15 protein-coding genes are annotated in these 14,078 nt (G+C 68.1%); 9 read left to right on the top strand and 6 right to left on the bottom strand.

Annotated features, from left to right (window positions below; translation table 11 throughout):
* Nucleotides 1–39: 39 nt before the first annotated feature.
* The 5 genes from HDA44_RS14115 to recO all read left to right on the top strand — a co-directional run bounded on the left by HDA44_RS14115 (nucleotide 40) and on the right by recO (nucleotide 4,509).
* Nucleotides 40–1,497, top strand: coding sequence for a GNAT family N-acetyltransferase (locus HDA44_RS14115; protein ID WP_184834535.1), 1,458 nt, complete (start codon nucleotides 40–42; stop codon nucleotides 1,495–1,497).
* 116 nt (nucleotides 1,498–1,613) lie between these two features.
* On the top strand, nucleotides 1,614–1,874 hold the full coding sequence (locus HDA44_RS14110; RefSeq protein WP_184834533.1) for an SAV_915 family protein: 261 nt from the start codon (nucleotides 1,614–1,616) through the stop codon (nucleotides 1,872–1,874).
* Between the two features lie 47 nt (nucleotides 1,875–1,921).
* On the top strand, nucleotides 1,922–2,914 hold the full coding sequence (locus HDA44_RS14105) for an aldo/keto reductase (protein WP_184834531.1): 993 nt from the start codon (nucleotides 1,922–1,924) through the stop codon (nucleotides 2,912–2,914).
* Nucleotides 2,911–3,732 carry an NAD(P)H-binding protein gene (locus tag HDA44_RS14100; RefSeq protein ID WP_184834530.1) on the top strand — a complete coding sequence of 274 codons (822 nt, stop codon included), beginning with the start codon at nucleotides 2,911–2,913 and terminating at the stop codon, nucleotides 3,730–3,732. The genes HDA44_RS14105 and HDA44_RS14100 overlap by 4 nt, the downstream gene beginning before the upstream one ends.
* Nucleotides 3,733–3,744: 12 nt before the next feature.
* Nucleotides 3,745–4,509: a DNA repair protein RecO gene (gene recO, locus HDA44_RS14095; RefSeq protein ID WP_184834528.1), complete on the top strand. Its 765-nt coding sequence runs from the start codon at nucleotides 3,745–3,747 to the stop codon at nucleotides 4,507–4,509.
* Nucleotides 4,510–4,948: 439 nt separating this feature from the next.
* On the opposite strand, the gene HDA44_RS14090 is transcribed toward recO, so the two are convergent.
* Nucleotides 4,949–5,560 carry an ATP/GTP-binding protein gene (locus HDA44_RS14090; RefSeq protein WP_184834526.1) on the bottom strand — a complete coding sequence of 204 codons (612 nt, stop codon included), beginning with the start codon at nucleotides 5,558–5,560 and terminating at the stop codon, nucleotides 4,949–4,951.
* A 386-nt stretch (nucleotides 5,561–5,946) separates the two neighbouring features.
* Entirely contained in the window at nucleotides 5,947–6,555 is a 609-nt protein-coding gene (locus HDA44_RS14085; protein WP_184834524.1) for a hypothetical protein, read from the bottom strand.
* 161 nt (nucleotides 6,556–6,716) lie between these two features.
* On the opposite strand from HDA44_RS14085, the gene HDA44_RS14080 reads away from it, so the two are divergent.
* Genes HDA44_RS14080 through HDA44_RS14070 form a run of 3 tightly spaced genes read left to right on the top strand, consistent with a single transcriptional unit; the run spans nucleotide 6,717 to nucleotide 9,002 of the window.
* On the top strand, nucleotides 6,717–7,559 hold the full coding sequence (locus tag HDA44_RS14080) for an isoprenyl transferase (RefSeq protein ID WP_184834522.1): 843 nt from the start codon (nucleotides 6,717–6,719) through the stop codon (nucleotides 7,557–7,559).
* A gap of 53 nt (nucleotides 7,560–7,612) precedes the next feature.
* Nucleotides 7,613–7,795: a hypothetical protein gene (locus HDA44_RS14075; protein ID WP_184834520.1), complete on the top strand. Its 183-nt coding sequence runs from the start codon at nucleotides 7,613–7,615 to the stop codon at nucleotides 7,793–7,795.
* Complete coding sequence (locus tag HDA44_RS14070; protein WP_184834518.1) at nucleotides 7,788–9,002, top strand: hypothetical protein; 1,215 nt, start codon at nucleotides 7,788–7,790, stop codon at nucleotides 9,000–9,002. The genes HDA44_RS14075 and HDA44_RS14070 overlap by 8 nt, the downstream gene beginning before the upstream one ends.
* 67 nt (nucleotides 9,003–9,069) lie before the next feature.
* Here the strand turns inward: HDA44_RS14070 and HDA44_RS14065 are convergent, their stop codons facing one another.
* The 4 genes from HDA44_RS14065 to HDA44_RS14050 all read right to left on the bottom strand — a co-directional run bounded on the left by HDA44_RS14065 (nucleotide 9,070) and on the right by HDA44_RS14050 (nucleotide 12,749).
* Nucleotides 9,070–9,711 (bottom strand): response regulator, encoded by a 642-nt coding sequence (locus tag HDA44_RS14065; protein ID WP_184834516.1) that lies wholly within the window; start codon nucleotides 9,709–9,711, stop codon nucleotides 9,070–9,072.
* A 19-nt stretch (nucleotides 9,712–9,730) separates the two neighbouring features.
* Nucleotides 9,731–10,945, bottom strand: a complete 1,215-nt coding sequence (locus tag HDA44_RS38520; RefSeq protein ID WP_337905971.1) for a sensor histidine kinase — start codon at nucleotides 10,943–10,945, stop codon at nucleotides 9,731–9,733.
* Nucleotides 10,946–11,061: 116 nt separating this feature from the next.
* Nucleotides 11,062–11,871, bottom strand: a complete 810-nt coding sequence (locus HDA44_RS14055; protein WP_184834512.1) for an ABC transporter permease — start codon at nucleotides 11,869–11,871, stop codon at nucleotides 11,062–11,064.
* Nucleotides 11,868–12,749 carry an ABC transporter ATP-binding protein gene (locus tag HDA44_RS14050; protein WP_184834510.1) on the bottom strand — a complete coding sequence of 294 codons (882 nt, stop codon included), beginning with the start codon at nucleotides 12,747–12,749 and terminating at the stop codon, nucleotides 11,868–11,870. The genes HDA44_RS14055 and HDA44_RS14050 overlap by 4 nt, the downstream gene beginning before the upstream one ends.
* A 220-nt stretch (nucleotides 12,750–12,969) precedes the next feature.
* Here HDA44_RS14050 and HDA44_RS14045 point away from each other — a divergent pair, with 220 nt between their 5' ends.
* The gene (locus HDA44_RS14045) at nucleotides 12,970–14,064 is read left to right on the top strand and encodes an S-(hydroxymethyl)mycothiol dehydrogenase (RefSeq protein ID WP_184834508.1); all 1,095 of its coding nucleotides are present in this window, start codon (nucleotides 12,970–12,972) and stop codon (nucleotides 14,062–14,064) included.
* Nucleotides 14,065–14,078: the final 14 nt, after the last annotated feature.

Here is a 14,078-nt window from a genome sequence, read left to right as displayed (position 1 = left end):
ACTGGCGTCCTGACCCGATTGTTTGGTTGGGTCGGCCGGGTGATCAGTCTTCGCGAGATCGACCCGGCCGACCTGGCCCTGTTCGACGAGTGGTACGACGCCTTCCGGGCCGGCGCGGTCGCCGGCCGGAGCGCGGCGCTGGTGATCGGCCGGGAAGCGCTCGGGTACTCGATGCGCAACCCCAGCCCGGTGAAGGCGCGGATCGCGGTCGGCGCGTTCGAGAACGACCGGGTCCTCGGCGCGATGCTGTTCGAGTACCGGCTGACCGACAATCTGGACACCGTCGAGGTCGAGATCGACGTACCCCCGGAGCACCGGCGGCGGGGGATCGGCACGGCGCTGTGGCAGTGGGCGGCGACCCGGACCGCGCAACTCGGCCGAACGATCGTGCAAACCGAGCTGGGCGTGCCGGCGGAGCCGTGGCCTGGCGCGATCTTCGCGGAGCGGCTCGGCTTCGTCACCGAACACGTCGAGGAGCAGCTGGTCGTGCCGCTCCCGTTCGACGAGGTGCGGCTCGAGGAACTGCGGGAGTCCGCCGGGCGGCTCGACGGGTACCGGTTGACGTCCTGGGCGGGGGTGTGCCCGCCGGAGCATCTGCAGGCGTACGCGGATCTGCACACCGCGATGGATCAGGACGTACCGACCGGCGGCATGACGCGCGAGGTCGTCCCGTGGACTCTGGAAAAACTGGAGGCCAACGAGGTACGCCTGAACCGGAACTACCTGGCTCTGGTGACCATGGCCCACACCGTCGCGGGTCAGCCGGCCGGGTACACCCTGATGTACCTGCCCCGAGCCGACGCGGAACATGCCCAGCAGGACGACACGCTGGTACTACGCGAGCACCGCGGCCATAACCTAGGCACCCACCTAAAACTGGCAAACCTGGACCAACTGGCCCACCACCGCACAACCCAACGCTTCCTCCACACCTGGACCGCCCTTACCAACGCCCCAATGCGCAAGGTAAACACCCACTTCGGCTTCCACCCAGTAGAACAACACCGCGAACTGGAACTACGCCTACCCAGCCTCCGCCCGGCTGCACGTGGAGTGATTCTCGACCCCGACGACCGCATTCTGCTGGTTCGCTTCGAGTTCCCCGACGGACCGCTCTGGGCCACCCCAGGCGGCGGTCTGGAGCCCGGCGAGACCGTGGTCGAAGGCCTCCGCCGCGAGCTGATCGAGGAAGTCGGTCTGGAAGGCTTTCCCGATCCGCCGCACCTCTGGCACCAAGAGGTCGTCGCCGAAGGCCACGCCACCGGCTACGACGGCGTCCTCAATGACTATTTCCTCATCCGCACCACGGCTTTCGACCCAGCCGGCACCCTCAGTCCCGACGAGCTCCGCGCCGAGAACGTCCACGCCCTACGGTGGTGGACCCGCACCGAGCTGGAAGCCGATCCGGGCCGCTTCGCCCCCCGCAACCTCCCTGCCCTGCTCCGGCACCTGCTGGAGTCAGGCCCACCAAACACGCCAACCCAACTGACCCTCTAACTCAACCGAGCTCACTGTGCTGTCGTCCGCCGTACGACCGATTTGCCGTGTGAGAGGCTCGTGTGAAGCTTGTAAGAAAGGGTGGCGGGGTCAACGGGTCGGTTTAGCGTCGAAGGGTGAGTAGTCGACATTTGGTTGTTCCGGTTCGGTGTGCTGGTGAGATCGCGACGTTGCGGGTCGGGCGGTTGCCGGATGGGACGCGGGTCGGGATCGCGTTCAGTACGCCGGCTGGCTTGCGGGCCGCGGCTGGTGCCCAGGAGTGGATGCGGCTGTCGGAGGACAGTCTGCGGGAGCTGCTCGTACCGCTCGGAGTCCACCGGATTCAGCTCGATCCGACGATGGTTGTCGTACCGGTCAGCGCCGCCGCGGCCAGCTGAGGCGGGGTGCTGCCCCGCTCGGCCGGTCCCGGCGGTAGGTTCGGGGCATGCGTCAATCCCAGCTCGGTGACCTGACCGTTTCCAGTCTCGGCCTCGGCTGCATGGGCATGTCCCAGTCGTACGGTGTCCGGCCGGACGAGTCGGAGTCGATCGCTACCCTGCACGCCGCGATCGACGCCGGCTGCACCTTCATCGACACCGCCGACGTCTACGGCGACGGCGAGAACGAGGAGATCGTCGGCCGTGCCTTGGCCGGACGCCGCGACCAGGTCGTGCTTGCGACCAAGTTCGGTTTCAGGACCACCAAATCCGAGTCCACCGTGGTGCCGACTGTCGTCGACGGTTCACCGGAGTACGCCCGGGCCGCGCTGGACGCTTCGCTGCAGCGGCTCGGGGTGGATCACGTCGACCTCTGGTACTTGCATCGGCGGGATCCGCAGGTCCCGATCGAGGACACTGTCGGTGCGATGGCCTCGATGGTGGAAGCGGGCAAGGTTCGGTACCTCGGGCTCTCGGAGGTGAACGGCGACACCGTACGCGCCGCGCACGCCGTACACCCGATCACCGCCGTGCAGAGCGAGTGGTCGCTGTGGACGCGCGACCCGGAGACCGTGGTGCTGCCGGCGCTGCGTGAGCTGGGGATCGGGTTCGTGCCGTTCAGCCCGCTCGGGCGCGGGTTCCTGACCGGGCAGCTCACCTCGCCGGACGACTTCCCCGAGGACGACATGCGCCGCGGGCTGCCGCGGTTCCAGGGGGAGAACTTCCAGAAGAACCTCGACCTGGTCGCGCAGGTACGGACCCTGGCCGCGGCGAAGGGGGTCACGCCGAGCCAGCTCGCGCTCGCCTGGTTGCTTGCGCAGGGCAATGACGTGGCACCGATCCCGGGCACCAAGCGCCGTTCGTACCTGACCGAGAACCTCGGCGCGATCGATGTCGTCCTGACCCCGGACGAACTGGCCGGCCTGGACGCCGCGTTCCCGCCGGATGCGGTGGCGGGGCAACGGTATACCGACGGCGGAATGAACTTGGTGGGCAAGTGATCGGCCTGACCGGATCGACCGGGCAGCTCGGCTCCCGGATCGCGGAGCGGCTCGCCGGGCAGCCGCTGCGGCTGATCGTGCGCGATCCCGCCCGGGCGCCACAGCTGCCCGGGGCATCGGTCGCGCAGGCGGCGTACGGGGAGCATGCCGCGCTGCTGTCCGCACTGGACGGCGTCGACGTATTGATGTTGCTCAGCGCAACGGAGTCGGCCGATCGGGTTTCCTTGCACAAGGCAACCATTGACGCGGCGGTGGCGGCCGGCGTACGGCGGATCGTGTACACGTCGTTCGTCGGCGCGGCGCCGGGCGCGACGTTCACGTTCGCGCGCGATCACTGGCACACCGAGGAGCACATCCGGGCCAGCGGTGTCGACTACACCTTCCTGCGGGACAACCTGTACCTCGACTTCGTGTCCGGCGGTGTCGGCGCGGACGGCGTGGTCCGCGGGCCGGCCGGTGACGGGCGGGTCGCCGCCGTCAGCCGCGACGACGTGGCCGCTGCCGCCGCCGTGGTGCTCGGCTCGGACGGTCATTCCGGCGCGACGTACGACCTGACCGGCCCAAGCGCTTTCACCCTGACCGAAGCGGCAGCCGTGCTGTCCGAGGCGTTGGGTCGCGCGGTTCGGTACGAGCCCGAGACGCTCGACGAGGCGTACCGTTCCCGCGAGTCGTACGGCGCGCCCGCCTGGGAAGTTGCCGGCTGGGTGACGTCGTACGCCGCCATCGCCAGCGGTGAGCTGTCCCAGGTGTCGACCGCGGTGCAGGATCTCACCGGCCGCCCGGCGACCAGCCTCGAGGAGTATGTCGGTCGCGGGTGAGACACTGAGTTCGTGCCGCTCTACCGGGATCAGGCGATCGTGTTGCGTACCCAGAAGCTGGGTGAGGCGGACCGGATCGCCACGCTGCTGACTCGCGCGCACGGGAAGGTCCGTGCGGTCGCGAAAGGCGTCCGGCGTACGTCGTCCCGGTTCGGCGCCCGGCTGGAGCCGTTCAGTCACGTCGACCTGCAGCTCGCGACCGGCCGTACGCTCGACGTCGTCACGCAGGCGGAGTCGATCGCGGCGTACGGTGAGGGGATCGTCGGCGACTACGCCCGGTACACGGCCGGCACCGTCCTGCTGGAAACCGCCGACCGCCTGGTCGTCGAGGAGAAGGAACCCGCCACCCAGCAGCACCTCCTGCTGGCCGGCGCGCTCCGCGTCCTGTCCACCGGCGAACGCGAACCGTCCCTGGTCCTCGACGCGTTCCTGCTCCGCTCGCTGGCGATCGCCGGGTACGCGCCCTCTTTCGACGACTGCGCCCGCTGCGGCGAACCAGGCCCGCACCGAGCCTTCAACCCCGCCTCCGGCGGCATGGTCTGCACCTCCTGCCGCCCACCCGCCTCAGCCATGCCCGCCCAAGCCACAGTCACCCACCTCGCCGCCCTCCTCACCGGCAACTGGCCGGCCGCCACCCAAGCCGACCCCAAAACCCGCCGAGAATCCACCGGCCTCATCGCCGCCTTCTTCACCTACCACCAAGACAACCAACTACGTTCCTTCCCCCATCTAGACCTCACCCCCAATACCCCCACCCGCGACCCCCAATCCGCCTAACCACCCCTTGGCCGATTCTGGGAGCAGCGCCACCCCGACTGCACGGCCCCCACCCCCCCAACACACAGCTGAACCCCCGCACCCGCACCCGCACTCGTGCTCGCGACGCGGCTCCGGACGGCAACATGGGCGGTTAACCTGCGAACAGGACCCTTCACAAGCCGCATCCCGCTCGCGAACGAGCAAACCCGGTGGTTAACCACCCAACTGCCCTTGCTCGCGGAGCAACAGCGCCGCCTACCGGATCTCAACCCGCTCGAACTGGCCACATCACCGGCAACGATCCCAGCCTGCCGCACACCCGGCTGCCCGTGGCATCAACCCGCGCCGCACCATCACCTACGCAGCCATCCGTGGTGTCCGCCTGCACAGCCGCCCGTGGTGTCGCCCTGCGCGGTCGCTCGTGGTGTCCACCTGGGTCGACTAAACCTGACCGCCCTCAGCACTCAACCTGCTCTGTCGGCGTGACCCGGTCGCCTCCGTCCGGATCGACCAGAACCGGCACGGCCTCACCGATCCGCAACTGCGCCGCCGCTACCTGCGTCAGGTCGAGCTGCCCCGCCTCACCCAGCGTGCTCTCCCACGAAACCTTCCACCGCGCAGTCGCCGTCACCGGGTACTTGCAATCAGCCAACGCCCGCGAAGTCTTCTTATACCGATGCCCACAATCCGGCGAGTCCCGCACACCCATCGCCACCGTGTACGCCGTCCCTGCCCCTTCACACCGTACGGTCTGCCCGTCTCCCAGCGACCAGTCAACCGCAACCACCCGCGCTTTCGCCGTCACGGACAACCCAGGCACACTAGCCACCCGCTCAATCGGCCCCCACGTATTCTCAGTCTTCGCAACCCACAACCAAACCGGCATATTCACCAGCCCAACCTCCCCAATCCCCGGCGCACTCCTGACAAGGGGAGGCAGCAGGTGCATCTTGGCGATGGCTTCGTAGGCCAGCGTCTCCGGATCGGTGATGACGGTGTCAGGTCTGCCCGGTAGCCATACCCATTCAGTGACAAGGTGGCGGCCGCCGTCGTATCCCTGTTCGCGCACGCACGCCCAAATGCTTCCGTTCGTGTGGCCTTGCCAGCGCACGTCTCCTGGCGGCGGAGAGGGTACTTCGCGGCGCATGTAGCACTGGTGCTGGTTCGACCAGTTGCCGAGTTGCGCGTCAGTGCACTGCTGGGGCGCTCCGCGGAAAGTGCAGACAGCTTTGGTTTGCTTGGCATGCTTGCCGGGCGTACCAGGAGTACTCGGTGGTGCGCCAGGAGTCACATAGCTCTTTGCAATCCACTGGCAGCTCCGGTACCCACAGACCCATTCAAGGCCCGGGCTAGGTGGTGGCCCGGGTGGTGGTTCGGAGTACGCGATCGCCGCGCCGCTTGTGGCGACGAGGGCGGCCAGAGCCGCCAGGCTGATCCAGGGCAGTCGCAGGCGACTCAGCATTTCCCGCCGCCCTGATCAGCCACGAGGAACCACAACTTCTGCCCGCTTGGTGCCGGAGCCGCATAGACGAGTCGAGAAGTGAACAGGCGACGCTTTCCGGTGCCTGGCCCCATCGGTACGGGCTTGTGATCCTTCTCGAACCTGGTGACGAGCGCCGAGGTGTCCAGGCAGTTGATCAGGTTCACCTCTGGCTGTCCGCCATCGAGCTTCACTGATTTCACCTTCGTACTGACGATGCGCGTGGCGCCGGTCTGGTACCAGCCGCTCCTCGTGAATGACCTGGCCTGGTCGATGATTTCGATAATCCATTCGCCTCCTACACCTGACTTCTCAAGCGCTGAGCGGTCTAGCGCGGCGGGTGCGCCGAGTGCTTTGTCTACCGCTGCAGTAGCCGCGACGTACCGAGTTTTCGCGGCGGTGATGGCCGCTTCCTGCTCCGGGGTCCAGATTGGGTCGGAGACGGTGGCAGTCGGGATGGGGGCGGGGGTGCTGGTGTGGGTGGTGGGGGTGGTGTTGGGCCGGCCGGCTTTGGGGGAGGGGGTGCAGGCGGTCAGTGTTAGGAGGCTGAGGGTAGCTGCGGTGAGGAGCTGGCGGCGGGGCATGGGGTGAGGCTCCGTTCGTGGGTGCGTTGGGTTAAGGGTTGCATACGGAGGGTGTTCGGGGCGGGGGTTATCCACAAGGGTGCACAGTGCTGCCGGTGGTGGTTTGCGGGGTGTCAGGGAGGGGTGATCGGGCGGCTGGGGTGGATGGGAGACTTTGGGGCATGTCTCCTATTGGGCGTCGCCGAGGTCGGGTTGTTGGGGTGGGGACGGGGGAGCCGAAGGTAGTGGTGGCTCCGGAGCCGCATCCTTCGGGGGCTCGGGTGCCGGCGGTGCCTCGGGAGCTGGTGCCTCGGCATGTGGCGATCGTGATGGACGGGAACGGGCGGTGGGCCAAGCAGCGCGGGCTGCCGCGGACCGAGGGGCATCGGGCCGGCGAGGCGTCGTTACTGGACGTGATCAAGGGCGGCATCGAGATCGGGGTGAAGTACATCTCGGCGTACGCGTTCTCCACCGAGAACTGGGCCCGGTCGCCGGAGGAAGTACGCTTCCTGATGGGGTTCAACCGCGAGGTGATCCACCGGCGCCGTGACGAGCTGGACGCGATGGGCGTACGCGTGGTGTGGTCCGGCCGCCGGCCGCGTTTGTGGAAGAGCGTGATCGACGAGCTGGAGTACGCGCAGGAGCGGACCAAACACAACGACACCATCACCTTGCAGTTCTGCGTGAACTACGGTGGCCGCGCGGAGCTCGCGGACGCGATGCGGTCGATCGCGCGGGATGTTGCCGAGGGCAAGCTCAACCCGGACCGGATCACCGAGAAGACGATCGGCCGGCATCTGTACGCGCCGGACATCCCCGAGGTGGACCTGTACATCCGGCCCTCGGGCGAGCAGCGGACCAGCAACTTCCTGATCTGGCAGCTGGCGTACGCGGAAATGGTTTTCATGGACACGCTCTGGCCCGACTTCGACCGGCGTGATCTGTGGCGCGCGGTCGAGCAGTACGCGCGGCGGGATCGCCGGTACGGCGGCGCGATCCCGAATCCGGTTGCCGCCGACAACTGAACCGTCAGCAAACCCCGGGAACCGGAACCCCCGCCGCGCCGTCTAGTCTCGATGTGGCAGTAGACGACACGAACGGGGACGGTAACGTGCAGGATCAGCCCACGGAGGAAACTCCGCAGCAAGCGGTCGAACGGCAACTCCGAGCGGCCCAGGAGGAAGTCCGGCAGGTAGCCGAGAAGATGCGCGCCGCCCTGGCCGAGAACGAAGAGCGCACGAAGGAAGGTACCGATGGCTGACGAAGGTGCGTACGCGCAGCATCTCGAGCCGATCGCAGCGGCGATCGCGAAGGCCGGCGCGGTACTGGACACGTTGCGGGACGACATCGGCGCGGCCGACTTCCACCGGTCGCTCGGGCGTCAGCTGGAGGCAGCCCGCGAGCTGGGCAACGTCAGTCACCTGCAGGCGCTCGAAAGCGACAGCTGGCGGGCCGGCGCCGCACCGCCCGGGAACGATCAGGCGAGCCAGGAAGCGCGGACCGACAGGATCCTCCGGGCGGACAACAGCGTGCGGAGCTCGTTCGGTTGGTCTCAGGACAGGGCGGCGCAGTTGGGCCGTTCGATGGCCGGCGCACAGGAAGAGCTGACCGGCGACCTCGACCGCCCACTGCGGAACTCCAACGCACAGCTCGACGAAGCACTGGAGCACCTCGACCAGCTCGAGCAGTTGCCTGGCCGGAAGGATGCCCTTTCGACGAACCTGCGTCAGAGTCTGCAGGACCTCAAGGGTGCCGTCGCTGGAGCTCGCGAGGGCCTGCAGAGCGCGGACGCCGGCCTGGGCAAGGGCAAGGCTGCCTTGACCGAGGTGAGCAGTGCGCAGTACGAGGCCGGCGGTTACCGGCACTCCGAAGCGCTCACGAAGGCATCGACGGCCGCGCAGGGTGAGATCAACGCGGTTCGCGGTTCGCTGGAGACGCTCGCGGGGCAGCTGGGTGCGGCCTCGGAGTACAGGACGGAAGTCGCCCAGTACGTGATCAACACGGCGAATGCCGCCAACGCGCGGGCCCAGGAGGTCGCCAACCAGCAAGGCGACGTGCGGCGCACCGCCGGCAGCAGGCTCGAGAGCTCCCAGTTCGAGCCGTCCGCTTCGGCGTTGCGGATCGCGGATGCGCTTGGCCCGCAGCCGCAAACAGCCGAGCAGGCGACCGCACCGCAGACTGCTGCCGCACCTCAGACTGCTGCCGCACCTCAGGCTGCTGCCGCACCTCAGGCTGCTGCTGAGGCGCCGGCGGCTGGGGCGGAGGTTGATCCGGAGTTGGCGCAATCGCTTCAGGCGGCCGGTTTCACGCCCTCGAAGTTCGGCCCGGCGACCGCGGCGCAGTCGCCGGGGGATCCGCGGGTCGCGTGGGCGAGTGGGCAGCCGATGGGTGAGAACTCGATGGGTGCGAAGGAGTACCGGCCGGAGTCAGGAACGCAAGGTCGGGACAACCAGCGCGACAGCCGCTGACATTCGGCCGACGCCCGGCCGATGCGACGGCTGGTCCGCGGCCGTGGGTAGTCCCGTGAGCCGTGGGTCAGCGGCCGGGGGACGGGAGTAGGCCTCGTTCTATGGCGACGGTTACCGCGTGGGTTCGGTCGTCGACGTCCAGTTTGGCGAAGAGGCGTTGGAGGTGGGTTTTGACGGTTGCTTCGCCGATGAAGAGTTCGCGGCCGATTTCCGCGTTGCTCAGGCCGCGGGCGACGGCTGCGAGGACCTGGAGTTCGCGGGGGGATGGTGCTGCCGCGGTAGTGGGTGCTGGTGCGCGTAGGCGTGACATCAGTCGGGCCGCGACCGGTGGGGCCAGGACTGTTTCGCCGCGGGCGGCGGCGCGGATTCCGTTCAGTAGTTCGGTGTGCGGGGTGTCCTTCAGCAGGTACCCGGCGGCTCCGGCTTCGACCGCGTGCAGGATGTCGGTGTCGGTGTCATAGGTCGTCAGCACCAGGACGCGAGTGTCCGGGTACTTGGAGACGATCGCCCCGGTCGCGGCGACGCCGTCCATGCGGGGCATTCGCAGGTCCATCAGTACGACGTCCGGACGTGTTGATTCGACGATCGCCAGCGCCTCCGAACCGTCACCGGCCTCGCCGACCACCGAGATGTCCTCGGTCACCGACAGCATCCCACTCAGCCCGGACCGCACCACCGGATGATCGTCCACCACCAGAACCCGAATCACGCACCCTCCCGCAACACCGTCACGCGTCCTCCTGTAGAGCTGGTACCAGGACCTGGACTCGGGTGCCGCGGCCGGGGGCGCTTTCGACTTGGACGGAGCCGCCTGATTCCTCGACCCGGCCGCGCATCGCGTTCAACCCGAACCCGCCCGACACCGCGCCGGGCGTGAACCCGGTGCCGTCGTCCCGGATCTCGATCCAGACCCCGTCCGCCGACAATCCCAGCGTGATCAGTACCTGAGTAGCAGCAGCGTGTTTGCGTACGTTGGCCAGCGCCTCTTGAGCCGATCGCAGCAAAACGACCTGCTGTGCTTGGGGCAACGCCGCGACCTCTTCATCGGGAAGGTCCAACGCGACCCGCACATCCACCCCGGTTTCGGCCGCGAACCGTTCCGCCTGCCGCCGGAGTACCTCGGTCAAGGTTGCCTCCGACAACGCAACCGGGGTGAACGCGGCAACCAGCGCCCGTGCCTCCGCGAGGTTCTCCCGAGCGGTGTCCTCGATCGCCGCGAGCCGCGCCGCCGTACCGGCTGTCCCGCCGCGCGACAACTCGGCCGATGCTGCCTGGGACAGCATCACGATGCTGGTCATGCCTTGTGCGAGCGTGTCGTGGATCTCCCGCGCCATCCGCTCCCGCTCGGCCATCACACCGGCGCTGTGGTGTGCTTCGGCCAGCTCGTCCCGCGCGGACTCGAGCTGTTCGATGAGCTCGGCCCGCTGCTGGCTCTGGGTAATCACCTTCTCGATCCAGATCCCGAACAGCAGGCTGACGACCAGACTGACCAGCATCCACGGCAGGATGTTCCAGAACGCGCTCCAGCCCCACCCGGCGCTCCACAGCTGCGCGGTACCCACCCCGATGACCAGGAGCAGGCTGAGCCCGATCCCTTCGCGTAGGTCCTCGCACAGCAACCAGATCTGCGCCGACGCGATGAACATCAGGAACACCGACTGCGGGTACAGCCCGATCAGCAGCATCAGGGACGCGATCAGCACCAGCCGATACGCGTACGACGGAACCGCCCGCCGCGACTGTACTGCCGGACGACCGATGAACTGGTACGCCAGCCCCAGCACGACCGCCGTGCTGACGTACATCAACTGCCGCGTACCACTGAGGTCGCCGGTGAACGACAACGCCAGCGTCATCACCAGCAGCACCCAGAACACGATGTGCCACCCGGTGAGTGCCCGGGTCCACACCGGCTGTCCGGCGCCGCTGCGTGTGCTGTCCACGGACCCTATCTTCCTCCACACCAGAACCCACACACGAGGCCCGGTCCAGGCAGAAGCCCAGGACAGGTCGGTACGGCGCTCCGCGCGAGCGGGCGCCGTACCGGTCAACTCCTTCATCAGCCGGCGTCCCGGCGCGTCCAGCGGAACAGCCGTTGCGCAAGGAACAGTCCGACGATCAGCCAGATCGACAGTACGATCGCGCCGGTTCCGAGCTGCCACGAACCACCCGGCTCGTTCACCTCGTACCCATCCGGAAGGAAGACCGACCGCATCCCCTGGGCAAGCCACTTCAACGGGAAGAACTCGGACACCGTACGCATCCAGGCGGGCAGGCTGCTGTACACGAAGTACACGCCGGAGATGAACTGCAGCAGCAGGACCACCGGGGTGACAACAGCGGGCGCACCCCGGCCGGACTTGGGTACGACGGAGAACGCGATGCCCAGCACCGAACCGGATGCGGTTCCGAGGACGAAGATCCAGACGAACCGGAGCCACTTCGACGGCTCGGTCGGGATGTCGACGCCGAGCAGTAGTCCGGCGATCGCGAGCAGTAGCGCGAACTGCAGTACCGAGGTGACCAGGACCAGGCCGATCTTGCCGATGAAGTACGACTGCGGCGACATCGGCGTACCGCGCAGGCGCTTGAGGACGTCCTGGTCGCGCTCCACCGCGATCGCGATCGCGAGCGACTGGAAGCTGGTCAGGAAGATGCCGGAGGCAATCATCCCGGGGGTGAAGTAGGTGGCGGCGGTGACGCCGCCGTTGAAGTCGGTGCCGCTGAAGACGGCGGAGAAGATGCCCAGGAAGATGATCGGGAAGAAGAACGTGAAGATCAGCTGCTCGCGCTCGCGGAAGAACTCCTTCACCTCGATCCCGGTCCGGGACAGTCCGACCTTGAGCGGCGACGGCAGTACGGCACTCACTTGAGCGCTCCTTCCAGGGCCGGAGCGGTGGCGTCCACCGAACCGATGAGTTCCAGGTAGATGTCTTCGAGGCTGGGCCGGCGGACCTGCAGCTCGGGGATCTCGCCGCCGTACTCGGCCAGCAGCCGGGCGACCTCGGCACTCGGCCGGTCGGTACGGATCTCGCGCGGGCCGTCGGCGGCGAGCCAGGAGACCCGCGCGGTGCGGGCGCCGCGACCACCGAGGGTGTCCGGGGTGGCGACCTCGACCATCTTGCCGTTGGCGATCACGCCGACCCGGTCGGCCAGATGCTCGGCCTCGTCCAGGTAGTGGGTGGTGAGCAGGATCGTGGTGCCCTCGGTGCGGAGCTCCTCGATCAGCGTCCAGAACTGCCGCCGGGCCTCCGGGTCGAACCCGGTGGTCGGCTCGTCCAGGAACAGCAGCTCGGGGTTGCCGATCACGCCGAGCGCGACGTCGAGCCGGCGACGCTGACCGCCGGACAGCTTCCGCGTCCGCGTCTTGCGCTTCTCCTCCAGCCCGACCGCGGCGATCACCTGTTCGGGGTCGCGCGGTGCCGGGTAGTACCCGGCGAAGTGGTAGACCAGCTCCGCGACGCTCAGCTCGGCCTCGTCCCGGCTGGTCTGGGCGACGATCCCGAGCCGCGCCCGCCAGTGCCGGTCGCCGTGCGCCGGGTCGGTCCCGAGCACGCTGATCTCACCTTCGTCGGCCCGGCGATACCCCTCCAGGATCTCCGTGGCCGTCGTCTTTCCGGCGCCGTTCGGGCCGAGCAGGGCGAACACCTCGCCCCGGTGGATGTCGAGGTCGACCCCGTCGACCGCGACCTTGTCCGGGTATCGCTTGACCAGGCCCCGCACCCGTACCGCGTTGTCGTTCTCCATACCCCAACTTTCCCGCCCCGCCGCCCCTCGGCGGGAGCCCCAGCCGGTTGACCCCGTGTCCCCCAACCGGTGGACACGTACCTAAGGACAGGTAGTGGTAGCTCGATCGGGCATCCGGCGGCAGGGTGTCAGGCGTGGCGGGCGGTATACGTAGCTGACTACGTCCTGTTCTTCGGTACGTGGGTAGCGGGAGCGGGATGGCGGCGGTTAGGTTCGGGGGATGGCTCAGACGGTGCGTGGTGTGGTGGCGGCGGGCAAGGGTGCGCCGGTGACGATCGAGGAGATCACGATCCCGGACCCCGGTCCCGGGGAGGCGGTCGTGAAGGTGCAGGCGTGTGGGGTCTGCCACACGGACCTGCACTACCGGGAGGGCGGCATCAACGATGACTTCCCGTTCCTGCTCGGCCATGAGGCGGCCGGGGTGGTGGAGTCGGTCGGTGCCGGTGTCACGGACGTGCGGCCGGGGGACTTCGTCGTACTGAACTGGCGCGCGGTGTGCGGCAACTGCCGCGCCTGCCTGCGCGGCCGGCCCTGGTACTGCTTCAACACGCACAACGCGGAGCAGAAGATGACGCTCGCGGACGGGACTGAGCTGAGCCCGGCGCTCGGGATCGGCGCGTTCGCGGAGAAGACGCTGGTCGCGGCCGGTCAGTGTACGAAGGTGGACCCGGCGGCGAAGGCCGAGGTGGCCGGACTGCTCGGGTGTGGCGTGATGGCCGGCTTGGGCGCGGCGATCAACACCGGCAACGTCGGTCGCGGTGACAGCGTCGCGGTGATCGGTTCGGGCGGGGTGGGTACGGCCGCGGTTGTCGGCGCCCGGCTCGCGGGTGCGGCGAAGGTGATTGCGATCGATCTCGACGAGCGCAAACTCGCGACCGCGACCGAGCTCGGCGCGACGCACACGCTCAACACGAAGGGCCTTGACCACGACGGTGTGGTCGCGGCGGTGCAGGAGCTGACCGGTGGGTTCGGCGCGGATGTGGTGATCGACGCGGTCGGCCGTCCGGAGACCTGGAAGCAGGCCTTCTACGCGCGTGACCTGGCCGGCACCGTCGTACTGGTCGGCGTACCGACGCCGGAGATGCGCCTGGACATGCCGCTGCTCGACTTCTTCGGCCGCGGTGGTTCGCTGAAGTCCAGCTGGTACGGGGACTGTCTGCCGAGCCGTGATTTCCCGATGCTGGTCGACCTGCATCTCCAGGGCCGGCTGCCGCTGGACCGGTTCGTCTCGGAGACCATCGCGTTGGAGGACGTCGAGGCGGCCTTCGCGAAGATGCATCACGGCGACGTACTCCGGTCGGTCGTCGTTTTCTGAGGCCGATGAGTTTC

The organism is Kribbella solani, from assembly GCF_014205295.1.
GTDB classification, from domain to species: Bacteria; Actinomycetota; Actinomycetes; order Propionibacteriales; family Kribbellaceae; genus Kribbella; species Kribbella solani.
The sequence above is the reverse complement of the archived record's forward strand: the minus strand, read 5'-3'. Positions and strand labels throughout refer to the sequence as shown.

Bases quoted from the DNA above. Each gene is read 5' to 3' on its own strand.
- HDA44_RS14105 (WP_184834531.1), top strand. From the start codon at position 1,922: ATGCGTCAATCCCAGCTCGGTGACCTGACCGTTTCCAGTCTCGGCCTC.
- HDA44_RS14085 (WP_184834524.1), bottom strand. From the start codon at position 6,555: ATGCCCCGCCGCCAGCTCCTCACCGCAGCTACCCTCAGCCTCCTAACA.
- HDA44_RS14080 (WP_184834522.1), top strand. From the start codon at position 6,717: ATGTCTCCTATTGGGCGTCGCCGAGGTCGGGTTGTTGGGGTGGGGACG.
- HDA44_RS14070 (WP_184834518.1), top strand. From the start codon at position 7,788: ATGGCTGACGAAGGTGCGTACGCGCAGCATCTCGAGCCGATCGCAGCG.
- HDA44_RS14050 (WP_184834510.1), bottom strand. From the start codon at position 12,749: ATGGAGAACGACAACGCGGTACGGGTGCGGGGCCTGGTCAAGCGATAC.
- HDA44_RS14045 (WP_184834508.1), top strand. From the start codon at position 12,970: ATGGCTCAGACGGTGCGTGGTGTGGTGGCGGCGGGCAAGGGTGCGCCG.